General features: G+C 61.4%; 23 protein-coding genes. 10 read left to right on the top strand and 13 right to left on the bottom strand.

Going from position 1 to position 23,453, the window contains the following annotated elements:
* Window positions 1-93: 93 nt before the first annotated feature.
* Window positions 94-2,292, bottom strand: a complete 2,199-nt coding sequence (locus HJ536_RS04855) for an NADP-dependent isocitrate dehydrogenase (RefSeq protein ID WP_177156886.1) — start codon at window positions 2,290-2,292, stop codon at window positions 94-96.
* A gap of 188 nt (window positions 2,293-2,480) precedes the next feature.
* Complete coding sequence (locus HJ536_RS04850) at window positions 2,481-2,732, bottom strand: WGR domain-containing protein (RefSeq protein WP_176854040.1); 252 nt, start codon at window positions 2,730-2,732, stop codon at window positions 2,481-2,483.
* Window positions 2,733-3,110: 378 nt separating this feature from the next.
* Between HJ536_RS04850 and nadA the strand changes: the two genes are divergently transcribed.
* From nadA to nadC, 3 genes are read left to right on the top strand one after another with little or no spacing between them, the layout of a single operon-like run.
* Window positions 3,111-4,154, top strand: a complete 1,044-nt coding sequence (nadA, locus tag HJ536_RS04845; protein WP_194245663.1) for a quinolinate synthase NadA — start codon at window positions 3,111-3,113, stop codon at window positions 4,152-4,154.
* A 7-nt stretch (window positions 4,155-4,161) separates the two neighbouring features.
* Window positions 4,162-5,721: an L-aspartate oxidase gene (locus HJ536_RS04840; protein WP_177156884.1), complete on the top strand. Its 1,560-nt coding sequence runs from the start codon at window positions 4,162-4,164 to the stop codon at window positions 5,719-5,721.
* 3 nt (window positions 5,722-5,724) lie between these two features.
* On the top strand, window positions 5,725-6,570 hold the full coding sequence (nadC, locus tag HJ536_RS04835) for a carboxylating nicotinate-nucleotide diphosphorylase (protein ID WP_177156883.1): 846 nt from the start codon (window positions 5,725-5,727) through the stop codon (window positions 6,568-6,570).
* A 7-nt stretch (window positions 6,571-6,577) separates the two neighbouring features.
* Here nadC and HJ536_RS04830 read toward each other — a convergent pair whose 3' ends face one another.
* The 5 genes from HJ536_RS04830 to HJ536_RS04810 all read right to left on the bottom strand — a co-directional run bounded on the left by HJ536_RS04830 (window position 6,578) and on the right by HJ536_RS04810 (window position 9,945).
* Window positions 6,578-7,297: an SH3 domain-containing protein gene (locus HJ536_RS04830; protein ID WP_177156882.1), complete on the bottom strand. Its 720-nt coding sequence runs from the start codon at window positions 7,295-7,297 to the stop codon at window positions 6,578-6,580.
* Complete coding sequence (locus tag HJ536_RS04825; protein ID WP_177156881.1) at window positions 7,294-7,944, bottom strand: hypothetical protein; 651 nt, start codon at window positions 7,942-7,944, stop codon at window positions 7,294-7,296. The genes HJ536_RS04830 and HJ536_RS04825 overlap by 4 nt, the downstream gene beginning before the upstream one ends.
* A gap of 33 nt (window positions 7,945-7,977) precedes the next feature.
* Window positions 7,978-8,319, bottom strand: coding sequence for a hypothetical protein (locus HJ536_RS04820; protein WP_177156880.1), 342 nt, complete (start codon window positions 8,317-8,319; stop codon window positions 7,978-7,980).
* 130 nt (window positions 8,320-8,449) lie between these two features.
* A complete protein-coding gene (locus HJ536_RS04815; protein WP_177156879.1) occupies window positions 8,450-9,466 on the bottom strand; it encodes a CsgG/HfaB family protein in 1,017 nt (338 codons plus the stop codon).
* Window positions 9,467-9,489: 23 nt separating this feature from the next.
* The gene (locus tag HJ536_RS04810) at window positions 9,490-9,945 is read right to left on the bottom strand and encodes a curli assembly protein CsgF (protein WP_177156878.1); all 456 of its coding nucleotides are present in this window, start codon (window positions 9,943-9,945) and stop codon (window positions 9,490-9,492) included.
* A gap of 404 nt (window positions 9,946-10,349) precedes the next feature.
* Between HJ536_RS04810 and HJ536_RS04805 the strand changes: the two genes are divergently transcribed.
* On the top strand, window positions 10,350-12,122 hold the full coding sequence (locus HJ536_RS04805; RefSeq protein ID WP_177156877.1) for a beta strand repeat-containing protein: 1,773 nt from the start codon (window positions 10,350-10,352) through the stop codon (window positions 12,120-12,122).
* A gap of 59 nt (window positions 12,123-12,181) precedes the next feature.
* On the opposite strand, the gene HJ536_RS04800 is transcribed toward HJ536_RS04805, so the two are convergent.
* On the bottom strand, window positions 12,182-13,078 hold the full coding sequence (locus HJ536_RS04800; RefSeq protein ID WP_177156876.1) for a LysR family transcriptional regulator: 897 nt from the start codon (window positions 13,076-13,078) through the stop codon (window positions 12,182-12,184).
* A 109-nt stretch (window positions 13,079-13,187) separates the two neighbouring features.
* Here HJ536_RS04800 and HJ536_RS04795 point away from each other — a divergent pair, with 109 nt between their 5' ends.
* From HJ536_RS04795 to HJ536_RS04785, 3 genes are all read left to right on the top strand, one after another.
* Window positions 13,188-14,807, top strand: coding sequence for a GMC family oxidoreductase (locus HJ536_RS04795; protein WP_177156875.1), 1,620 nt, complete (start codon window positions 13,188-13,190; stop codon window positions 14,805-14,807).
* A 120-nt stretch (window positions 14,808-14,927) separates the two neighbouring features.
* Entirely contained in the window at window positions 14,928-15,488 is a 561-nt protein-coding gene (locus HJ536_RS04790; protein WP_177156874.1) for an RNA polymerase sigma factor, read from the top strand.
* Window positions 15,489-15,492: 4 nt separating this feature from the next.
* The gene (locus HJ536_RS04785; protein WP_176854027.1) at window positions 15,493-15,714 is read left to right on the top strand and encodes a hypothetical protein; all 222 of its coding nucleotides are present in this window, start codon (window positions 15,493-15,495) and stop codon (window positions 15,712-15,714) included.
* On the opposite strand, the gene HJ536_RS04780 is transcribed toward HJ536_RS04785, so the two are convergent.
* Genes HJ536_RS04780 through HJ536_RS04770 form a run of 3 tightly spaced genes read right to left on the bottom strand, consistent with a single transcriptional unit; the run spans window position 15,715 to window position 18,141 of the window.
* A complete protein-coding gene (locus tag HJ536_RS04780; RefSeq protein ID WP_177156873.1) occupies window positions 15,715-16,275 on the bottom strand; it encodes a pyridoxamine 5'-phosphate oxidase family protein in 561 nt (186 codons plus the stop codon). It lies immediately after the preceding gene.
* The gene (locus HJ536_RS04775) at window positions 16,268-17,026 is read right to left on the bottom strand and encodes an RlmE family RNA methyltransferase (RefSeq protein ID WP_176854025.1); all 759 of its coding nucleotides are present in this window, start codon (window positions 17,024-17,026) and stop codon (window positions 16,268-16,270) included. The genes HJ536_RS04780 and HJ536_RS04775 overlap by 8 nt, the downstream gene beginning before the upstream one ends.
* Window positions 17,026-18,141: a Ppx/GppA phosphatase family protein gene (locus tag HJ536_RS04770; protein WP_176854024.1), complete on the bottom strand. Its 1,116-nt coding sequence runs from the start codon at window positions 18,139-18,141 to the stop codon at window positions 17,026-17,028. Before HJ536_RS04770 ends, HJ536_RS04775 begins: the two co-directional genes overlap by 1 nt.
* A gap of 250 nt (window positions 18,142-18,391) precedes the next feature.
* Here HJ536_RS04770 and HJ536_RS04765 point away from each other — a divergent pair, with 250 nt between their 5' ends.
* Genes HJ536_RS04765 through HJ536_RS04755 form a run of 3 tightly spaced genes read left to right on the top strand, consistent with a single transcriptional unit; the run spans window position 18,392 to window position 20,610 of the window.
* Complete coding sequence (locus tag HJ536_RS04765) at window positions 18,392-18,688, top strand: virulence factor (RefSeq protein ID WP_176854023.1); 297 nt, start codon at window positions 18,392-18,394, stop codon at window positions 18,686-18,688.
* Between the two features lie 29 nt (window positions 18,689-18,717).
* Entirely contained in the window at window positions 18,718-19,641 is a 924-nt protein-coding gene (locus tag HJ536_RS04760) for a methylenetetrahydrofolate reductase (RefSeq protein ID WP_177157310.1), read from the top strand.
* Window positions 19,642-19,650: 9 nt separating this feature from the next.
* Window positions 19,651-20,610, top strand: coding sequence for a methyltetrahydrofolate cobalamin methyltransferase (locus HJ536_RS04755; protein WP_176854022.1), 960 nt, complete (start codon window positions 19,651-19,653; stop codon window positions 20,608-20,610).
* 58 nt (window positions 20,611-20,668) lie between these two features.
* On the opposite strand, the gene HJ536_RS04750 is transcribed toward HJ536_RS04755, so the two are convergent.
* The gene (locus HJ536_RS04750) at window positions 20,669-21,766 is read right to left on the bottom strand and encodes an ABC transporter ATP-binding protein (RefSeq protein WP_177156872.1); all 1,098 of its coding nucleotides are present in this window, start codon (window positions 21,764-21,766) and stop codon (window positions 20,669-20,671) included.
* Window positions 21,767-21,790: 24 nt separating this feature from the next.
* Window positions 21,791-23,428, bottom strand: a complete 1,638-nt coding sequence (locus HJ536_RS04745) for an alpha-amylase family glycosyl hydrolase (protein WP_177156871.1) — start codon at window positions 23,426-23,428, stop codon at window positions 21,791-21,793.
* Window positions 23,429-23,453: the final 25 nt, after the last annotated feature.

Below are 23,453 nucleotides of genomic sequence, written 5' to 3'. Positions count from 1 at the left end.
GCATGGATTGAAGAACGTCCCGCAACCAACTGTTCCAAAAAGAAATAAGCGGACCAGAAGGCCCGCTTATTCATTTACGCATGGATCGGTTGATTAGCCGATAATTGCATTGAGGGTCGCGCTGGGACGCATGATTGCGGCCACTTTGACGGCGTCCAGCAGGTAGTAGCCGCCCATATCACCGGGCTTGCCGTCAACTTCGGCGATCTCGGCGAGGATGGCGTCTTCCTTGGCGGCCAGGTCAGCTGCGACGGGGGCAAAGGCTGCTGCCAGCTCTGCGTCCTCGGTCTGGGCTGCCAGTGCCTCTGCCCAATACTTGGCAAAGTAGTAGTGGCTGCCACGGTTGTCGATCTGACCGACGCGGCCCTTGGGCGACTTGTCGTTTTCCAGAACCTTCTGGGTGGCGACCTCTACGGCTGCGCCCAGAACGCCGGCTTTGGCGTTGCCTTTGCCAGCCAGGAAGTTGAACGATTCACCCAGTGCGCAGAACTCGCCAAGGCTGTCCCAACGCAGGTGGCTCTCTTCGATGACCTGCTGAACGTGCTTGGGTGCGGTACCGCCAGCACCGGTTTCGAACAGACCACCGCCCTGCATCAGCGACACGATCGACAGCATCTTGGCCGAGGTGCCCAGTTCCAGAATGGGGAACAGGTCGGTCAGGTAGTCGCGCAGAACGTTGCCGGTGATGGTGACGACGTCTTTGCCCTGAACCATGTTCTCGAGGGTAAAGCGGGTCGCTTCGCGGGGCGCCATGATCGGGATCTCGATACCGGCTTCTTTCAGCGCGGGCTCGACGTATTTGATCAGCTCTGCATCGTGGGCGCGGTTTGCGTCCAGCCAGAAGGCCGCCAGACCGGTCGCTTTGGTGCGGTTGATGCCCAGCTTGATCCAGTCGAGGATCGGCTCTTGTTTCGCGGTGCACGAACGCCAGATGTCGCCGGCCTCAACCGCGTGCTCGATGATCACGTCGCCGTTGTCCAGAACGATGCGAACGGTGCCTTTGGCAGCGATTTCAAAGGTGGTCGGGTGCGAGCCGTACTCTTCGGCCTTCTGGGCCATCAGACCGACGTTCGACACGGCGCCACAGGTGGTGACGTCCAGTTTGCCGTTCTGTTTGAAGAAGTTGATGGTCTCGTCGTAGACGCCTGCATAGCAGTTGTCGGGGATGCAGCACTTGGTCGGTGCCGCTTTGCCATCGGGGCCCCAGCCGATACCGCCAGCGCGGATCACTGCGGGCATCGAAGCGTCGATGATGACGTCCGACGATACGTGCAGGTTGGTGATGCCCTTGTCCGAGTTCACCATGTACATGGCGGGCTTGGCGGCCATAGCAGCTTTGTAGTCTGCTTCCAGCTCGGCGTTGCCTGCGATCTTGGCTTCCAGATCACCCAGACCCTGGTTCGGGTTGAAGCCCAGTTCGTTCAGCTTGTCGCCGTGCTTGGCGATGAAGTCCTCGAGGTAGCCTTCGACGAAGTAACCAAAGATGATCGGGTCCGAGACCTTCATCATGGTTGCTTTCAGGTGAACCGAGAACAGAACGCCCGGTTCCATCGACGCGATCTCTTTCTTGACGAACGCTTTCAGAGCGGCGGCCGACAGGAAGGTGCCGTCAACGATTTCGCCTTCCAGATATTTCAGGCCCGACTTCAGAACGGTCTCGGTGCCATCTTCTGCGGTGAAGACGATTTTCGCGCCACCAGCCTGAGCTGCGGTGATGGTGGTCGATTTCTCGTTGGCATAGAAATCGTCGCCGTCCATTGCGGCTACGTGGGTCTTGCTGTCTGCGGCCCAGTCACCCATCGAGTGGGGGTTCGCCTTGGCGTATTCTTTGACCGCTTTGGCCGAACGACGGTCAGAGTTGCCTTCGCGCAGGACGGGGTTCACGGCCGAACCCTTGATCGCGTCGTAACGCTTCTGCGCTTCTTTTTCTTCGTCGGACTGGGGATCAACGGGGTAGCTGGGAACAGCGTAGCCTTTGTCCTGCAGTTCTTTGATGGCGGCGTTCAGCTGGGGCATCGAGGCCGAGATGTTCGGCAGCTTGATGACGTTGGCTTCGGGGGTCTTAACCAGTTCACCCAGACCAGCCAGATCGTCAGCGATGCGCTGGTCTTCGGTCAGGTATTCGGGGAACGCGGCCAGAATGCGGCCCGCCACGGAAATGTTGCGGGTCTCGACGCTAATGTCGGCCTTGCCTGCGAACGAGCGGATGATCGGCAGCAGCGATGCGCTGGCCAGCTCGGGCGCTTCGTCAACGATGGTATAAATGATGTCGGGGGTATCGCTTTTTGTCATGGCTTCGTTTCTCCGAAATCTGACGCCGTGGGCGACGGGCATTATGCACGCCGCTTAGTCGCCCCCGACTTAGAGGGATAGGGCCCTCAAGTCAATGTGTGCCATTGTATACCGAAACCGAAAACGCGGAAAAATCGCCGCAGGCTGCCAATTTGCAGGCATCAAAAGCGGCATTTTGCGCGTGTATTTCAGAAAAGACGCAACTGCACGGGGATCGGGGCATAGCCCTTGCGGCAGGTTTCGCGCTTGATCGCTTCCCATGCCTCATAGGCCTCTTGCCAACTGGCGACGTAATCGACGCGCTGCTGTGCGCCGTTCGATCCGATGCGTCCGAATTCCCGCTGCACGAACCATTCCCCAAAGAGCGTCTGCCCAGTGGTGATCACGCAATAGCTGCGCTGACGGCGGATATGGTTGACCTTTTCCAGACGGATTTGCACGGCCTTGCACCGGAGAGGTTAACGGGTAACGCCCTGTATGCCCCTGCCCGTTTGATTTGCCTAGTAAATCTTTGCGCTGTTTTGCCGAATTCTGCAGTTGCGCGGTCTATTTTGCATCACAAGCCCGCGATGGCCGCAGTTCTGCCCGTTCTGCATTGCAGCACAATCAGGGGTAGTAATCTGTGTCACAATTCCTACATCTTTCTTATAGAAATGGGCGCTTTCGGATACAGCCGACATTGACCCCGACGGATAGACCTGTAGAAGAAGGCCTCGTTTTATCTCGCCTGCCGGTAAAGGAATTGCGCCGGCCCGCAACGCCAGACGGAACGACTGGCCCCGGGTCTCGCGCACTAGGAGGATCCTGAAGTGCTCGATATGAACACCGTCCGCTCGGAGCTGTCCGAGGCATACGACCTGCGTCCCTCGGCCGACCTGGCAGAGAGCCTGTCGGACATCTATAAAAAGATGGACCGCGTGGTCACGCCGCCGGATTTCTTCAAGGCCGCTCCTTATATCAAGGCGATCAATGACCTGAAGCGCGAGCGCAACGCGGTCATTCTGGCGCATAACTACATGACGCCCGATATCTTTCACGGCATCTCGGATGTTGTTGGCGACAGCTTGCAGCTGGCGATCGAGGCCGCGAAGGTCGAGGCAGACGTGATCGTTCAGGGCGGCGTGCACTTCATGGCCGAAACCTCCAAGATCCTGTCGCCCCAGAAAACCGTTCTGATGCCCGACATAAACGCGGGCTGTTCGCTGGCCGAAAGCATCACCCCCGCTGGGATCGAAGAGATGCGCAAGCGTTACCCCGGTGCTCCCGTGGTCACCTATGTGAACACCACCGCCGAAGTGAAGGCCGCATCGGACATCTGCTGCACCAGCTCGAACGCGATCCAGATCGTAGAAGCGCTAGAAGCGGACACCGTCATCATGACCCCCGACCAGTATCTGGCGCAGAACGTGGCCCAGAAGGTCAAGAACAAGCGCATCGTCTGGTGGGAAGGCTCGTGCATCGTGCACGAACAGTACACCGCGCAGGACATCAACGAGTTCCGCGAATGGAACCCCGGCACTGTGGTCATCGCCCATCCCGAATGCCCGCCCTCGGTGGTTGCGGCGTCGGACTTCAGCGGCTCGACCAGCGGGATCATCAAGTACGTCACCGACCACAAGCCCGAAAAGGCGATGCTGGTGACCGAATGCTCGATGGCCTCGAACATCGCAGATGCGCTGCCCGAGGTCGATTTCGTCGGCCCCTGCAACATGTGCCCGTACATGAAAATGATCACTCTGGAGAAAGTCCTCTGGAGCCTGCACACCATGACCACCCAGATCGAGGTCGATCCCGCGGTGGCCGAGGGCGCGCGTCTGGCCGTGCAGCGCATGATCGATATGTCCAAGAAACTGGGGCTCTGAACCTATCATGACCAGCGTGACCACCGAACGGGTGGTGATCGTCGGCGCGGGGCTGGGGGCGCTTTATGCGGCCCTGACCCTGGCCCCCTATCCCGTCCTGATGATTTCGCCCGAAGTTTTGGGAGAAGGCGCAAGTTCCGCATGGGCCCAAGGCGGCGTTGCCGCTGCCATGGATGACCGCGACACCCCCGAAGAGCACGCCCGCGATACCGTATCCGCTGGCGCTGGCACCGTGGACCCCGCCGTCGCAACCGCCGTCTGCCAAGAGGCGCGCCAGCATATCCTGAACCTGACCAATCTGGGCACGCCGTTCGACCGGACCCCCGAAGGTGGCTACGTCATGAGCCGCGAGGCCGCCCACAGCTTTGCCCGCGTGGTGCGGGTGCGCGGGGATCAGGCCGGTGCCGAGATCATGAAGGCGCTGGTGGCTCAGGTCCGAGAGACCCCTTCGGTGCAGGTCATGGAACGCCATATGGCGACGGGCCTTGAGGTGCATGACGGCCGCGTGACCGGTGTATGGATCGCCGGTTCGGGCAGTGACCGCAGCGCGCCCGTGCTGGTACGCGGCGCAGCGCATTTGATGGCCGGTGGCGGGTCGGGCGGGCTCTATGCTCTGACCACCAATCCGCCGCGCATCCGTGGTCAGGTGATCGGCATGGCCGCCCGCGCCGGTGCCGTGATCGCCGACGCCGAATTCGTGCAGTTCCACCCGACCGCCATCGCCTCGGGCGAGGACCCCGCCCCCTTGGCCACAGAGGCCCTGCGCGGTGAAGGGGCCATTCTGGTCAACAAGATGGGCAAACGGTTCATGCAGGGGCTTCACCCCGACGCAGAACTTGCCCCCCGCGATATCGTCGCCCGTGGCATCTATGCCCAGACCCAAGCCGGATACGAACCCAGCCTCGACACACGTGAGGCCATCGGTGCCGAGATTCTGACCCACTTCCCCGCCGTGGCCGAGGCTTGTGCCCGTGCCGGTATCGACCCTGTCACCGGAACCATCCCCGTGGCCGCCGCTGCGCACTACCATATGGGCGGGATCAAGGTGGACGATCAGGGGCGCTCGACGCTGGATAACCTGTGGTGCTGCGGCGAGTGTGCCTCGACCGGATTGCACGGGGCGAACCGTCTGGCCTCGAACGGTCTGCTAGAGGCGCTGGTCTATGCCCGCCGTGCGGCGACCTCGATCCTGAACAATCTGGGGACCGTTCCCGCGGCCGAAGAGATCACCCTGCCCGACGCAGGCACCATCGCCCCCCCGCGCGAGGATCTGGTGGCCGACCTGCGCCGCATCATGACCGACAAGGTCGGCGTGGTCCGCAATGGCGCCGATCTGAAGGACGCGCTGGCCCGCATCTATCTGATCGAGTTCAGCCAACCCAGCTGCGAGGCCCTGTCGAACATGACTGCGACCGCAACGCTGATTGCCGCCGCCGCATTGATGCGCGAAGAAAGCCGCGGAGCGCATTTCCGTTCCGATTTTCCGCAGACCGACCCGACCGGCGTCCGTTCCGAGATGACGCTGGATCAGGCGCTGGATATCCGCGCCCGCTACGCCAAGGAGTAAGCGATGAACTCTGCCCTGCCCGATCTGGTTCTGGAACCCGTCGTCCGCAACGCCTTGGCCGAGGATCTGGGGACCTATGGCGACATCACCACCCGCACGGTGATCCCCGCAGGCACCACCTATACCGCGCGCCTGAACGCGCGCGAGGCGGGCATTGTGTCGGGGATGCAGATCGCCCGCATCGCCTTTCATCTGGTGGACCCGACCCTGAAGGTCGAGACCCTGATCGCCGACGGTCAGCCCTGTGGCAAAGGCGACGTGCTGATGACGATCGAGGGCAGCGCGGCCAGCATCCTGTCAGGTGAACGTGTGGCGCTGAACTTTGCGGGTCGTCTGACCGGCATCGCCACCATGACTGCCGCCTATGTCGCGGAAACCCGTGGCACCAACTGCCGCGTGACCTGCACCCGCAAGACCACCCCTGGTCTGCGTCTGGTGGAAAAGCAGGCGGTTCTCCACGGCGGCGGCTTCAACCACCGCTTCAGCCTGTCCGACGCTATCCTGATCAAGGACAACCACATCGCGGCAGCGGGCGGCATCACCCCTGTGCTCGAGGCGGTCAAGGCTCAGGCCAGCCACATGATGAAGGTCGAGATCGAGGTGGACCGCTTGGACCAGCTGGCCGAAGTGCTGGAGGTTGGCGGCGCCGATGTTGTTCTGCTGGACAACATGGACACCCCCACTCTGGTCGAAGCTGTAGCAATGAACGCGGGCCGTCTGGTGCTGGAAGCGTCCGGCAACATGACCCTACCCCGCGTGGCCGAGGTTGCCGCGACCGGTGTGAACTATATCAGCTCGGGCGCCCTGACCCATTCGGCCAAGACGCTGGATCTGGGGCTCGATTTCTGATCCAGCCCTAGCTGCCCGACAGCTCGAAGGTCGTGACGGCCCATTTTTTCTGACGGATCGCGTTGCGGGCCAGCCAACCGCTGGTCTCGCCCACAGTGACTTTGCACCAGATGCCATCGGTGGCCGTCAGGCATTCGGTGGCATCGGCCTTGGTCAGCCGGTCCAGAACCAGCGACACCGGCGCATCCCGGCGCGGCTGTTCGCGCAGGTTCACACGGGTGGCAGTTTGAAGATGCACCTGCGCGTCGGTCTTGGCGGACAGCAGCGGGCTCACATCCTCTTTGTTCGAGCAGTCGGCGGTGTAGCCGATATACAGGCAGTTCTGCGATTTGATCGCTTGTTGCAGGCTCACGACGAACCCGCTGGGTTGGCGCCGCTCTAGGATCAGGCTGCGGCGTGAGGACAGGTCATCCCCTGTCATCCGTACCTGATTGCCGCCCATTAGCGCCAGCACGCGCTGATCATCGGACAGCATGGCAATCTGGCCGTCCACAATCCCCCACGCCCCCAGCAAGTCCATCCCCGCGCCGCAGTTTTCGGCCTTGGCCACAAGCGCGTTGCCCATCGGCTCGGTCGTCAGATCGACGCGGCACACGCCGCCATTCTGCGCCCGCGCGCGGTCAAAGGAATACCACTCGCCCGAAAAAGCCTGCAAATAATCGGCCGCCGATTGGGACATCGCAGGCCCTGCCGCCACCAACAGCATCGCCAACAGAACGCGCTTCATTTCTGATTGCCCCGCCCGTTCTCTGACCCGACAAGGCCCAGAGCGCTCTGACGGATGTTCACCGTCTGGCCAAAGGTCCGGATCGTCGGGCCTTCGTTGGCAAAGCGCAGGTTCGAGCCCTCGATCGCATAGTTCACGTGGCCATAATAGGCCTCGACGTTCAGCGTGGCGTCGATGTTGGAGCCAATCTGCTCTAGCGTGGCGGTGCCCATGATGCCGACCGCGTTCAGGGTGCCCTGGTTCAGGTTGCCGTCCTGTGTGATCTGGCCGGTCATTCCGGGCCCCATGACGCGCAGGGTCGCGATGTTCTGCTCGCCGCTTTGGGTCAGAGCCGCGTCCACCATCCCATAGGTATAGAGCGCCGCCGTGTTCCCGTTGGTCGAATTGTTCTCCTGCCGCAGCAGGATTTCAGAGCCATAGCCCTCGGCCAGAATGTCTGCGCTGTTGCCACGCCCCGCTTGCAGGGCCGGATTGCTCTCGAGGCCGATCAGACTGAAGTCCGCCGCGCTCTGGTCCACATTGATCGTGTTGCCCGCGCTATTGCCGTTAAAGGGCGCGGACTGGGTCAGATAGATCTTGTTGCCGTCCGCCAGCACGGGGGCACCGGCCACGATCAGGGCTAGGGATATATAGATAGGACGTCTCATGCACCTCATGACGATCTCCGAGGTGAAAAGGTTTCAGAAACCCTGAGACAGCACCACGTCGTTGTGCCAGCCGCTCTGGCTAACGCTGGCGAACTGCCCGACACCAAGCTGGTGCAGTTCGACGTGGCAATCGGTGCCGTGCACGTGGACATCGGCGCTCAGCGCGGCCCCCATCTGGATCACCTCGACCAAGGGGTCCTGACCGGTGACATCCAGATTGGCCAACAGGGGCTGGTCGAACAGATGCTCTTCGCCAAGGCCCGTCTCTGCGCCGATCTGCAGCAGATAGATGCCATTGCCAGCCCACACCTGTCCTGCCGGCAAGATCGCGGCGAACAGCGCGCTCAGGCAGATATGTCTCAGGAAGTGGCGCATGGAGGTCCGGCATGGCTAAGGGTGCCATTTCGGAATGCCATGCTTGCAGTTTTGCGGGTAGACCTCCTTCCTGCCGGTTTGGCGGTTCATTGGTGGGTCAGTTAACCAAACGGCCTGACCGTTGGATATTTCAGCCCAGCACCTCGTCAGAGGCCTCATCGACGGGCGGTACGGCCCCGCCATTCTGGGGGTCCACCTGCCGAACGACAGGGGCTTCGGGCTCTGGCTTGGCGGGGACTGTGCGCGGGATCGTCAGGCTTTGCTTGGTGCGCTGGGACACCTGCTCGACCGACTGCGCGGTGTCGCCGTATTTTTCGCGGCGGTACGCCTCGAGAAAGGCGCGCCCTGCGGCGGGATCGGCAAAGTCCCACAGGCCCACGTCCACCGCTTCGGCGATCAGGGACAGCACGGCCTTCTGGATTGCGGCCTCGATCGCCAGCTGTTTGGGTTCGTTCATGGCGACCCCAAGTTCACTTTCCAACAGCTCGTCCAGCGCCACGTAGCGGAACACATTCCCCTGGGTCGAGATCGAGGCAATCGGTTTGCGCACCATGACCGCCGCCAGCACTTCGCCGGTTTCGGTGGCAATCGCGCGCAGGCTGACCGTGACCACGTCCAGTTTGTAGCGGCGGTTCGCGCCGATCCCCAGATACTGCGCCCCAAGGCCGCCCGACACGATGTTGGAATCGTAGCCCACAATCGCGCCCTGAATCATGATCCCCGCGTGATCCATCGGACCCAGAGCACCTGCATCCACCTCGGCCTCGCCGCGATAGATGCGGCGCATTTCGGTGACGATCTGGCGTTCCTTGAGCAAGCTATCCAGCGCGGCGCGGTCCAAGACGTTGAACCAGCGGCGGCCGCCTGCCTCCATCAGGGTCTTGATCAGGATGTCCGCCCCGCCCTGCGTGACAGCGCGGGACAGGTTCTGACCTGTGGTTGTCTCTTTGTACTGGCCGCTCAGGTCGGGCATATCAAAGACCGACACGGTCAGTTTGCGCGCCGGACGCGGCACGTTCATCAGGGCGCGCGACTGGTCCGTTGTTTGAGCTTGCTCGGCGGCAAATTTGGCGGCGCCTGCCTCTTTGTACATGGCGGGCAGATTGGCGTCACAGCCCGCCAAGCCGCCAATCATGGTCCCAAGCACGAGCAGTTTCCGAACGGCCCCCATCAATTCACCACCAACTGCGGCACAGAGATTTCAGTGACGGTTCCGTCCACCGTGTCGGTCAGGGTCAGATCGATGGAGTCCACGCTGCGATCAAAGCTGATTTCGGTGGTGCCAAAGATGACGGTGCCGCTTTGCTGGGGGTCGTCGCCGAAGATGGCCTCGACAACCTCACTTGACAGCGAAGACAGCAGACGGCTTTGCAGCTGCCGCGCAAAAAGCTCGGCCTGCGACAACCCCGCGGTCGATGACGACAGCGATCCGGCAGAGGCCGGTGCCTCGTAATCCCACGCGGTCGCATTTCGCTGCGCATTCGCGATCGACAATAAATGCCCCGAATTCAGAGGGCTCCCGCCGAAACTTGGATTAACCGGCTGATAAACGAGGTCCTGCCCCGAAGCCCCGAGCGGAGCCATTAATAGCGCCATCCCCAGCGCCAAGGTGATTCGACCTGCCATTTTTTATCATCCCGTTTGGATGGGTTTTCTACTCTTCCACTATTAAGCCATATTTTAACGGGTTGTATCGGAAAATTAATTACAGCCAACAGGTGATTATCCACATCACTAAAGTACGGAATATACCCTTAGGTATTAAAAATATATCCGTTCGGGTGTTACCGGTAATCCATAGTGGTAACGTCATGCAAATTCAGATTACCACTTTCAGCACTTTTACATTCGACAGTTAGAAGGTGACTGCTATACGACAGAAAGGTAACGTGTAATCCTAATGAACAGGACACAAAGATAACGTTATCTATAGTGTGGCCGCGAAACTCTGGGGGCGTGCGGACAGTAAACGGTTCAATGGCAGCTAAAAAGCCACGTGCAACCACTCAAAGAAACACGGAAGCCAAAAGATGAAACTGAAAAGCTTGTTTATTTCGTCCGCGTCAATTGCAGTTCTTGCAGCCAACGTCTCGGCACAAGAGGCGACCAACTATGCACTCATCTCGCAGGACGGTGCGGACAACAAAGCGATCGTGACCCAAACTGGTAAGCAAAACTCGGTAGGTTCGATCAATGGGGACAGCCGCACCACCGCAATTCAGGCCGGAAACAAGAACTACGCCGACCTTACACAAAATGGCGAGGGCAATAGCATCGGCGCAACGGGCACTGGCCTGACACAATCCGGTGATCGCAACAGCGTGGCCCTGACCCAAACCCAGAATAACAATACCGTTGGCACCCTCTCGCAAATTGGCGTTTCGAATGCGGCCACATTGCAGAACCAGATTTCGGTCAATCAGGGATCGGTCAACAATTCCACGCCCGATGACGCCGCCAACGTGATTTCCGGCATCAGCCAGGAAAACACCATCAATGGCGCGGTAAATACCGTCGAGATTACCCAATCCCGCGACACCACTGGCGCGACTGTCGCTGATGGCGCTGCCTCTGCCAACCGTATCGGCCGCGATGGCGAGCAGATGATCCAGTCCGGTGCGGACAACGGAATGGAATTGAACCAGGTCGGCGCAGCCAACGTCATTTACGGCATCCAGCAAAACGGTGCGGGCAACACTCTGTCGATCACCCAGAATAACGGTAACACCACTGGCGAATTGATTGGAAACGCAGTCAATTCCATCATCCAGAATGGCGACGCCAACACCGCCGGAATTATCATGAATGGTGACGGAAACGGGAATGGCGGTCTGTCGGCGCGCTTTGCCTCGGGTCTGGGAATTGCCGGCGGCGCCATTAGCCAAAACGGCGATAGCAACATCGCGGATTGGAACGTGCGCGGCGACAACAACCAGTTCGGCATCTTCCAGAGCGGCGACCTGAACCGCGCGGGCATCGCGCAGATCACCGGTGACAACAATGAAACCGCGTTCTCGCAGGACGGCAGCGCCAACATCATCACCATCACCAACATCAGCAACAATAACATCGACCTGGGCATTGGTCAGTCGGGCGACGCCAACACCGTGACGATCGGCGTGCTGAACGGTGACGGCATTGCGATGCAGCTTCTGCAGTACGGCTCGAACTCGATGAACTTTGACGTGAATGGCGCGGGCAGCACCGTTCTGGCCCAGCAGGGCAGCAGCGATGCAGACGGCACCAACAACGCGATGACCGTAGACATCATCGGCGCAGGCAACAGCACCGACTATGATAATACGAACGACACCTCGAACCGTCTGGCCCAGTTCGGCGCGCAAAACGTCCTAACCCTGTCGCTGACCGGCGCCGACAACCTGTTCAAGACCGAGCAGAGCGGCACCGCAAACAGCGCGACCGTCGCGATCACCGGTGCGCAGAACAAGCTGGCTCTGTCCCAACTCCAGAGCGACAACGTCTACGACCTGTCGGTGACCGGCGCGCAGAACAGCATCGTCGGCATCCAGACCGGTCTGGCCAACGAACTGTTCGCTGAACTGCATGGCGGCGGCAACATTCTGAACACCGCCCAAATCGGCAATAACAACCTGATGGATCTGACCATCAACGATGGCAACGGCCGCTTCAACCTGACCCAAGAGGGCAACCACAACGTTCTGGTCAGCACCATCCGCGGCAGCAACCAGACCAACATGCAGACCATCACCCAGAGCGGTGACTACAACGTCGCCCACTTTGAACAGAATGGTGCCGGCAACAGCATCAGCGCCCGACAGTAACCTTTTCCGCCGTTCTGTCTGGCAAAGGAAACGCCACCCCGACCCCCGGGTGGCGTTTTCTATTGGGGGTCATAGGTGAATTGCGCCGGACTGCTCCTGACCCCGTCCACGATGAAATCGGCCACGCGGCGGATGCGGGCTAGATCGCGAAATTCCTCGGGGTACAGCAGCCAATAGCGCCGGTTGAACTGAACCTCTTCGGGCAGCACGGGGATCAGGCCGGTCTGCGCGGCCATAAAGCACGGCAGCACCCCCAGCCCCGCCCCAGCCCGCACCGCATCCAGTTGCGCCTTGACCGTGGCAGCCTTGTAGGCCGTGCGCAGTTGCGGGTGGATCAGGCGGTTAAAGTCCAACTCTCCGGTATAAAGCAGGTCGTCGATATACCCGACAAAGGGATAGGCCGTCAGGTCCTGCACATCCCGCGGCGGATCGGCCAGCAATTCTGGCGCCCCATAGAGGCGCAGGTCATAGTCTACCAGCTTGCGCATGATCAGGCGGCCCGTTTGCGGACGGTCCAGACTGATGGCGATATCCACGTCGCGCTTCCACAGTTTGTGGGTGCGGGGCACGGGCACCAGTTCGATTTGCAATCCGGGGCTGGTGCGCAAAAGCTGCGGCAGGATGTGCGACAGCACCGCATTCCCGAACCCGTCCGGTGCCCCCACGCGGACCACGCCCGACAGCTGCTCGGCCCGCCCGTCGCCTAACTGATCCCCAAGGGCCAACGCCGTCCGCTCCATTTCGCGGGCATGGGACAGGATGCGCTCGCCCACCTCGGTCAGCAGCATCCCTTCGTCGCTGCGCTCGAAGACTTGCGTGCCGATGGACCGCTCCAGCCGCTCGATATGGCGGGCGACGGTGGTGTGGCTGACCCCGAGCCGCCGCGCGGCCAAGGCCATGCGCCCTGCCCGCTCGGTCTCGAGGAAATAGCGGATGTCTTCCCAGTCGAACTGCATAAGCGCCTCTGCACGGTTTTCGACATACAATGTGCGAAACCGTTCATTCCCTGTCCAGCCAAAACGCGGATAGTTTCAAAAGGGACATTTGCGGGGGAGGAACGCAGCAATGCTGGATTTGGGAACATATGACTATGTGATCGTGGGCGCGGGATCGGCGGGCTGCGTTCTGGCCAACAGGCTCAGCGAGGACCCGACCAAATCCGTGCTGCTGCTCGAGGCAGGCGGTCACGACAAATACCACTGGATCCACATTCCGGTCGGGTACCTGTATTGCATCGGGAACCCGCGCACCGACTGGGGCTACAAGACCGCCGCCTGCGCTGGCCTAAATGGACGGCAACTGCTGTATCCGCGAGGGCGCGTGCTGGGGGGATGCTCGTCGATCAACGGGATGCTGTACCTGCGCGGACAGGCGGCAGACTATGACGGCTGGCGGCAGATGGGCCTGACCGGCTGGGGCTGGGACGATGTGCTGCCCTATTTCATCAAGTCCGAAGATTACTATGGCGGCGCCTCCGAACACCACGGCGCGGGCGGCGAATGGCGCGTCGAAGAGCAACGCCTGAAGTGGGATGTACTGGAATCGTGGAAACACGCCGCTGTTCAGGCCGGCATCCCCGAGACCCCCGATTTCAACACCGGCGACAACTTTGGCGTCGGCTATTTCAAGGTGAACCAGAAAGCCGGCTGGCGGTGGAGCACGTCCAAAGGCTTCTTGAAACCTGCCTCGAACCGCCCGAACCTGCGGGTCGTCACCCATGCGCAGGCCGAAACGCTGACCTTTGACGGAATGCGCGCCAGTGGCGTGAAACTGCGGGTGCAGGGCGCCCCTGCCCGCGCCACTGCCCGCGGCGAGGTGATCCTGAGCGCCGGTGCCATCAACTCTCCCCAACTGCTGCAACTGTCGGGGATCGGGCCCGGTGCGCTGCTGCAAGAGCACGGGATTGACGTACGCCTCGATGCCCCCGATGTAGGCGGCAACCTGCAAGACCACCTGCAAATCCGCTGCGCCTACAAGGTTCAGGGCGCGAAAACCCTGAACACCATGGCCAACAGCCTGTGGGGCAAGGGGATGATCGGCCTCGAATATCTGCTGAAACGGTCGGGCCCGATGTCGATGGCCCCGAGCCAATTGGCGGCCTTTGCCTATTCCAGCCCCGATGTGGCGACGCCGGATCTGGAGTACCACGTGCAGCCCGTCACACTCGAGGCTTTCGGCCAAGCGCCCCACGATTTCGACGCGATCACCGCCAGCGTCTGCCACCTGCGCCCCGAGAGCCGCGGCCATGTGCACATCACCAGCCCCGACGCCCTGACCCCGCCGGAAATCCAGCCGAACTACCTGTCCACCGAGGGCGACCGCATCGTCGCCGCCAATGCGATCAAGCTGACCCGCCAGATCATGGCCCAACCCGCGATGGCGCAATACCAACCCGAGGAATTCAAACCCGGCCCCATGTACCAGACCGACGCCGAACTGGCCGAGGGCGCGGGCAACATCGCCTCGACCATCTTCCACCCCGTGGGGACGGCCCGCATGGGCACCGACGACCGCGCCGTGGTGGATATGGCCTGCCGCGTGCGGGGCATTCAGGGGCTGCGGGTGGTGGATGCCTCGGTCATGCCGACGATCACCTCGGGGAACACCAACTCGCCCACCATCATGATCGCGGAAAAGGCCGCCGACATGATCAAGGCAGACGCCAAACAACTGGCCCCCGCGTGAAAACCGACCCGAAGGATATAAAAATATCCTTCGGTACAAAAATATATACCTTCGACCCTAAAACATACATCCGAACGCGCGTTCTATATCCCAGTGAGTGTGTTTTCAGGGTGTTTAGAAATGGAAAACCGGGTTCTGGAGTGCGCGACGGAAGAAATCCTGCAACGGATCGCCGCCCGCGACAAAGATGCGCTGCGCGAAGTGCACGGGATGCACGGCAACAAGCTCTTTACCGAGCTTGTTCGCCTGCTGCCCGATCGCGAACAGGCCAGAATGGCCTATCTGGAGCTGATGCCGCTGATCTGGCGCATGGCCCCGAAATACGATCCTGACAAAGAAGATGCCTATGACTGGCTGATGCGTCGTGTCCGCTGCCTGGCGATCCAGCGCCTGCGCGAGCAATCGGGCGACCAACCCTTCTTCGGGCGCAACATCGCGTGGGAGGCCGACACCGACCTCAGCCAACAGGAACAACAGCTACGTCATCACCAGGTCGGACGTATCAACACAGCCCTTCGGACATTGCCGGTCCCCGCAGCCGAGATGCTTGTGGCCAGATTTGTCTACGACCTAACCCTAGATGACTTGGCGTCACTCTATAATGAATCCGTACAGGCCGTTGGTAGAAAGGTAAGGAATGCAGGGTTCGCACTTCGCACCCGCCTAACCGGAGCCGCCTGAGAAAATGACCACCGACGAACGCGCCTTTGCCTTTGTTCTGGGAAGTCTGGACGACGCCTCTGCCGCACATGTGGCCGAGGAGATCGGCCAGTCCTTCGAGATGCGACAGCGCGTGCGGTACTGGCGGGAACAGTTGGCCCCCCTACTGCCCCCTCCGATCGAGGAGGTCTACGAGAACCCCGTCAGCTGGGAAGAGGTCGAGGCCGTCGTGTTCGGCCGCGCCTGATCAGGGCGCCAGCCACTGCCCCTGAAAGTCGTTCACGCGCCTGTAGAGGGCGCGTTTGTGTTTGTCGGGATCGATCAGCAACAACTCGATCTCTTCGACGCGGAACTGCAGCACGGCAAAGCGGTCGAGCTGCGGATCATCCGTATGATCATAGGGGCTGGCCATCGCATAGCCCGGATAGGGATGCCCGCCATACACCTTGCGCGAGGTTTCCGGCACAGCCTCCCACAGGGGCGGCAGTTCGCGGCGCGGGCGCTCTCGGACCGAGCCGCGCAGGCGGATTTGCAGCGAATAGGCCGCGTCCCAGACATGCAGCCCCGCATGAGGGTTATCGCGAATTTCCGACACCTTTTCCGAGGCCACATCCGTGTGCACCTCTAGCAGACCTGCATCGCGGTGCGCCGCCCGCAGGATCACGCTGCGCATCTCGGGCCATCCTGACAGGCCGAACGTCCCCAAGGTCACATGGCGCGCCGCCGCATCGGGGAACTGTGCCCCCGCCAGCAAACGCGCCCACCCAAGGGACAAAAGACCGGTCAAGGATGGCGCCTGATCACTCATCGGTATCGTCGTCCTCGTCATAGTCGCCGTTGTCGTTTTCGGCGCGGAAGCCGGTCGCAACCACAAATTTCTCGGAACTGTCGGCGCGGCTCGACGGGGGTTTCACGTTGACCACCTTTTTGAAGCGCTTTTTCAAGAGCTGCTGCAGACTGCCTTCGGCACCGCCCGCCAGAACCTTGGCGACAAAGGTGCCGCCCGGCTCCAGCACGTCGAACGCGAAATAGGCCGCGGCCTCGCACAGGGCGATGATCCGCAAGTGGTCGGTCTGCTTGTGACCGCTGGACGCTGCCGCCATGTCGGACATGACCACGGTGGCACTGCCCCCCAGCCATTCCTTGACCTGCAAATCAGCGTCATCGGACAGGAAGTCCAGCTGGTGCACTTCGGCGCCAGCGATCGGCTCGACCTCTTGCAGATCGACCCCCAGAATGGTGCCGATGGCCTTGCCCTTTTTCTCGCCGAGCGCGTTCACACGTTTGACTGCAACCTGACACCAGCCCCCCGGCGCGCAGCCCAAGTCCACGACCTTGGCCCCCGGCACAAGGAAACGGAACTTGTCGTCCAGTTCCAGAATCTTGAATGCCGCGCGTCCGCGATAGCCCTCTTCCTTGGCGCGTTTCACATAGGGGTCGTTCAGCTGGCGCTGAAGCCAACGCTGCTGGCTGGTGGTGCGTCCACGGGCGGTTTTGACTTTGACAGTCAGGTCACGCTGGCCGCGACCGGAGGTGTTTTTTGTTGGTTTCTTTGCCATTATTCACTGTCCTGTAGAACGCCGTCCGCGCTCATTTGTGCATAAAGGAGCCCTTCGCGCAGTCCACGGTCTGCGACCGACAGTCGGTCCGTGGGCCAACAGCGCAAGAGCGCCTGAAGGATCGCCGCCCCCGACATAATCAGGGTCTGGCGATCATTTCCGATACGGGGATCGCGGCGGCGGCCCTCGGGGCCCAGTGCCAGATAGCCGTCGATCACCTTGTTGATCTGGTCAGAGCTCATGCGCAGCCCGTCCACCTTGGTCCGGTCATAGCGTTTGAGCCCCAGATGGCTGGCCGCAACCGTGGTCACGGTGCCGCTGGTCCCCACGATCTGGAACCCCTGCCGTTTTTGTTCGCGGGCATAGGGGGCAAACTCGGCCAGATTTTCCTCGAAGAACCAGCTCATGAGGGCAAAGCGTGCGGCATCATCCTCGACATCCGCGAACTGCTCTCGCAGGGTTGCCACACCAAGGGGCACGCTGATCCAGTCCACCACTTTGGCGGGGGGATGGCTCAGGCGCGGGCCGCGGGCCTTGAAGCCCTGATGCAGGCGCATGATGGATTTGGCACGCTCGCGGCGCGGCACTTGGGCCAGATCAATCCACACCAGTTCGGTGGAGCCACCGCCAATATCCACGACCAAGAGCTGCTGCGTGCGCGCACTGACCAAGGGCGCGCAGGACACCACGGCCAGACGCGCCTCTTCCTCGGGCGGGATGATATCCAGCACAAGTCCCGTTTCGCGCCGCACCTGCTGAAGGAACTTGCGCGAGTTCTTGGCCCTGCGGCATGCCTCGGTCGCAACCAATCGCATCCGCGACACGTTGTGACGTTGCAGTTTCTGCTGACATACCTTTAGTGCCTGCACAGTCCTGTTCATGGCTGCGCGGCTCAGGTTGCCGGTGCTTTCCAAACCCTCGCCCAACTGGACGGACTTTGAGAAGCTATCTACCACCGTAAACTGAGCGCCATTCGGTCTGGCAATCAGCATCCGGCAGCTGTTTGTGCCCAAATCCAAGGCGGCATACAGCTCGTTCGGATCGGGCGACGCGCGATCTGCGCTCTCGACCGGTTTCGGGAGTGCGCCCGCGCTATCGGGACGCCTGGGCGTCATGTCCACGCCCTCCATTCATTGTTACCTACTAGGGTAGTCACTCCACCCCGAATGCGCAAGCGCCAGTCCCGAATATGATCATCTGCGCAGCACATGATCTTCATGCGAAACTTTCACGGCCCTTCGGATGGCCTATTGATGCGCGTCAGAATAAGGTCGCGTCGCACACATCTTTCACAATGTCGAAATTCGCCCAAAGTGACGCAAAAGCGCGTTCTACAAGAAAGCCATAGGGAAAAGGAATCGCAACATGCCCGACATCACGATCGTTTACTGGCGCGATATTCCGGCCCAGGTCATCGTCGGCAAAGGACGCCGCAGCGCCAAAGTGCAGCTGCCCGAGCGTTTCGAGCAGGCCATTGACCGCGCAGCGATGAAGTCGGGCGCGGACAAGACGGACGATTATCTGGCAGAATGGCGCAAGGTCGTGATCGACACGCGTGACGGTGATCCCCAGACCCTTGCCGACGCCGAGGCGGCGCGGCTGGTAGAGGAATTCGATCAGGAGCGCGTCAAAGCCCTGATCGAGAACGGAGGCCGTGCGTGAGCACGCCCCGCAAGGTCTGGGAGGCCGCCATGGCTCTGTTTAATTTCCGCAAGCGCGAAGAAACCAACGGTGTAAACGCGCAAGTCGAAGCGTTCCTGCAAGACTACTCGATCGAGGTGATGCCCCGCACCGCGTCGAAGGTCGAGAACTTCCGTGACCTGCTGCCCGAAAGCACCCGCGTCTACATCGCCCACATCGAAGGCACCCCCATCGAGGACATGGTCGAAACCGCGGCCCGTCTGACCGATGACGGCTTTCAGGTCATGCCCCACTTCCCCGCGCGCATCATCAAAGACGCCGCGACTCTGGAAAACTGGATCAACCGCTATTCGAACGACGCGGGCGTCAAGCAGGCTCTGCTGCTGGCTGGCGGCGTTGCCGAGCCTCACGGTGAATTCCACAGCTCGATGCAGCTGATGGAGACCGGCCTCTTTGATCGCGCAGGCTTTACCCGTCTGCACGTCGCGGGCCACCCCGAAGGCAACAAGGACATCGACCCCAATGGCGGCGACCAGAATGTGATGGACGCCCTGCGCTGGAAGGCCGCTTTTGCTGAACGCACCGACGCCAAGATGGCGCTGGCGACCCAGTTCTGCTTCGAAGCCAAGCCGATCATCGAATGGGCCGATAGCATCAAGGCCGCTGGCGTTGACCTGCCCATCCACATCGGCATCGCTGGCCCTGCCAAACTGCAAACCATGATCAAATTCGCCATTGCTTGCGGCGTTGGCCCCTCGCTCAAGGTTCTGCAGAAGCGCGCCAAAGACGTCACCAAGCTGATGCTGCCCTTTGAGCCCAACGAAGTCATCGCGGATCTGGCAGCCCACAAGGCCGCGAACCCCGATTTCAACATCACCAATGTCCATTTCTTCCCGCTGGGAGGCATTGCCACCAACGCCCAGTGGGCTATCGATAACGGCGGACGCTCTGCTGTCCCCGCAAACCAAGCCTAAGGAAAGCCCATGACCCGCACTGTCATCGAGTCGAAAACCAAAACCGTCGTCATCGGCTTTGACGAACCCTTCTGCGTCATCGGCGAACGCATCAACCCCACCGGCCGCAAGAAGCTGGCAGCCGAGCTCGAAGCAGGCGACTTCAGCACCGTCGAAAAGGACGCGCTGGAGCAGGTCGCATGCGGGGCGATGGTTCTCGATATCAACGCGGGCGTTGTCTACAACTCGAACCCCAACCCCAACGAGACCGAGCCCCCGCTGATGACCAAAGTCGTCGAGCTGGTGCAGGGTCTGGTTGATGTGCCGCTGTGCATCGACAGCTCGGTTCCCGCCGCGCTCGAGGCCGGTCTGGCTGCGGCCCAAGGCCGTCCGCTGCTGAACTCGGTCACCGGCGAAGAGGACCGTCTGGAACTGGTTCTGCCGCTGGTGAAAAAGTACAATGTGCCGGTTGTGGCGATCTCGAACGACGACACTGGCATCTCCGAAGACCCCGATGTGCGCTTTGCCGTCGCCAAAAAGATCGTGGAACGCGCTGCCGATTTCGGCATCCCCGCCCATGACATCGTGGTTGACCCGCTGGTGATGCCCGTTGGCGCGATGGCAACCGCTGGCCAGCAGGTGTTTGCTCTGGTCCGCCGCCTGCGCGAGGAACTGGGTGTGAACACCACTTGCGGCGCGTCGAACATCAGCTTCGGCCTGCCCAACCGTCACGGCATCAACGCGGCCTTCCTGCCCATGGCCATTGGCGCTGGCATGACCTCGGCGATCATGAACCCCGTCCGCAAGGTCGAGATGGAAGCAATCAAGGCGGCCAACCTTCTGATGAACCACGATCCCCACGGTGCGGAATGGATCAAGTTCTCGAAGATCCTCGAAGCCACCGAAGACGGCACCAGCTTTGCCGACGCAGCCCGCGCCTCGCAGGCGTCCTCCGCTGGCGGTCGCCGTGGTGGTCGCCGTCGCGGCTAAGCCAAACCAGATAAAACGGCAAAAGGCTGGTCAATCGACCAGCCTTTTTCCTGTGGGCTCAGTCCCGATACAGCAGCGACCGGCCATTACTGAACAGGTGCACCTTGCTGGGATCGGCGGTCATGTGCATGACCCGTCCGCGCAGGCCCGTATGGATACCGGGCAGCTTGGCGATCACTGGATCATGCTCGGGCTTTTGCTTTTTGAAGTAGGCCAAGGTGACCTCTCCCAGCGCCTCTTTGATCTCGACCTCTCCGGCATAGGCATAGTCGGGACCGTCCGTGGGCAGCATATCCTCGGGGCGGATGCCGACTTCGACGGTCAGGCCCAGATCGCTGTCGCGGGTGGGATAGTTGGACAGGATGGTCCCCTGCCCCTCGGGCAGTTCCACGCGGGTCTGTGCGCCGGTCCCCACGATCCGCCCGCCCAAGAGGTTCATCTGCGGCGAGCCGATAAACTGCGCGACAAAGGTATTCTCGGGCCGTTCATACAGCTCCAGCGGCGTGCCAACCTGCGCAATCCCGCCCCCCGCCAGCACGACGATGCGGCTGGCTAGGGTCATCGCCTCGACTTGATCGTGGGTCACGTAAATCATGGTGCTGTCTGGCATCTGCTCTTTCAGCTGCGCGATCTCGATCCGTGTCGCCACCCGCAGAGCGGCATCAAGGTTCGAGAGCGGCTCGTCGAACAGGTACACCTTGGGGTCGCGCACGATGGACCGCCCGATCGCCACCCGCTGGCGCTGACCGCCGGACAGGGCCTTGGGCAGACGATCCAAGTACGGCTCCAGTTGCAGGATCTTGGCCGCGCGGGACACGGCGGCGTCGATCTCGGCCTTGGACTTGCCCGCAATCTTCAGCGCAAAGGACATGTTCTCGTGCACGGTCATGTGCGGGTAAAGCGCATAGGACTGGAACACCATTGCGATCCCGCGCTGCGCGGGCGGCACGTTGTTCACCACCTGCCCGTCGATTTGCAGCTCGCCGCCGGTGATCTTTTCCAGCCCCGCGATCATCCGCAACAAGGTCGATTTCCCGCAGCCCGACGGCCCGACAAAGACGATCAGCTCGCCGCGCTCGATCTCAAGGTTGATGTGTTTCAGCACGTCCACGGGGCCGTAGCTTTTGGCGACTTCGGTCAGTTTCAGATCGGCCATGGTGTTCCCTCCTCCCCGTTCAGCTTACTTGCGCAGCAGCAGGCTGGGCTGCCACGGACCCAGATGCAGTTTTCCATCGCCCGCCACACCGCAGCTGCCCAGTTCGGCGGCGATGGTGTGCCAGTCGCCCTGCGGCCCGTCGATGGTCGCGGGCGTGTCCGACATGTTAAAGGCGCAGAACACCGTCTCGTCCCCGTCGGTACGGGTGAAGCTCAGGACACTGCCATCCACCCGCAGGTCCGCATGAGAGCCCTTGACCAGCGCCGGATGGGCGTGGCGGGTCGCGATCACGCGGCGATAGTGGTGCAGCAATCCGGCGGGGTCACTTTCCTGCTCGGCCACGGCGCGGGACAGATGCTCGCCCGAGACCGGCAGCCAAGGACGCGGCGCGGTCGAGAACCCGCCGTTCTGCTCGGCCCCGTTCCAGACCATCGGCGTGCGGCAGCCATCGCGGCCTTTGAACTCGGGCCAGAACTCGATGCCATAGGGGTCTTGCAGGTCCTCGAACGCCACATCCGCCTCGGGCAGGCCCAACTCTTCGCCCTGATAGATGCAGGCCGATCCGCGCACGGTCATCAACAAGGTCGCATAGAGGCGCTGCGCGGCGGGGGTCAGGCTCCAACGCGAGGCATGGCGCACCACGTCGTGGTTCGAAAAGGCCCAGCAGGCCCAACCATCGGCGGCGACCTCGTCCACGTGGGACAGAACGCGGACGACTTTTTCGGGGGTCAGCAGGTCTTTTTCCAGAAACTCGAAGGCATAGCACATCTGCACGCCTTCGCCGTCACGGGTGTATTCGCCCATGATTTCCAGACCGCGCTGCGCGTCACCAACCTCGCCCACGGCGGCTGCGCCGGGGAATTCGTCCAGCAGCGCACGGAACCGCTTGAGGAAGTCCAGATTTTCGGGACGGTTCTTGGAATACAGATGCCGCTGGTGGTTATAGGGGTTCACCGAAGGCGCGATGGTGTCGTTCCGCTGATCCTTGGGCAGCGCCGGGTTCGACCGCAGTTCGGAGTCGTGGAAGTAGAAGTTGATCGTGTCCAGACGGAAGCCATCCACGCCCCGCTCCAGCCAGAAACGGGCAGCGGCCAGAACGGCGTCCTGCACATCGGGGTTGTGGAAGTTCAGGTCGGGCTGGGACACAAGGAAGTTGTGCAGATAATACTGCTCGCGGCGCGCGTCCCACTGCCACGCGGGCCCGCCAAAGATCGACAGCCAGTTGTTCGGGGGCGTGCCGTCCTCTTTGGGGTCGGTCCAGACGTACCAGTCGGATTTGGGGTTCTCGCGGCTTTCACGGCTTTCGACGAACCAAGGGTGCTGGTCCGAGGTGTGCGACATCACCAGATCGATCAGCACCTTGATGCCATACTGGTGGGCGGTCTCGATCACCGCGTCGAAATCAGCCAGCGTCCCGAACATCGGGTCCACGTCGCAGTAATCGCTGACGTCATAGCCGAAGTCCTTCATCGGGGATGTGAAGAACGGCGAAATCCAGATCGCATCCACCCCAAGCGAGGCGATGTAGGGCAGCCGCTGGACGATCCCCAGGAGGTCGCCCACCCCGTCGCCGTTGCTGTCCTGATAGCTGCGGGGGTAAATCTGATAGATGACAGCGCCGCGCCACCAGTCGGGGTTTTGGGATTTGCTCAGGTGAACCATTTCGGAAACGTCTTTCGTATTCAGA

It is taken from the genome of Donghicola mangrovi, assembly GCF_013377535.1.
Taxonomy (GTDB): Bacteria; Pseudomonadota; Alphaproteobacteria; order Rhodobacterales; family Rhodobacteraceae; genus Donghicola; species Donghicola mangrovi.
The sequence above is the reverse complement of the archived record's forward strand: the minus strand, read 5'-3'. Positions and strand labels throughout refer to the sequence as shown.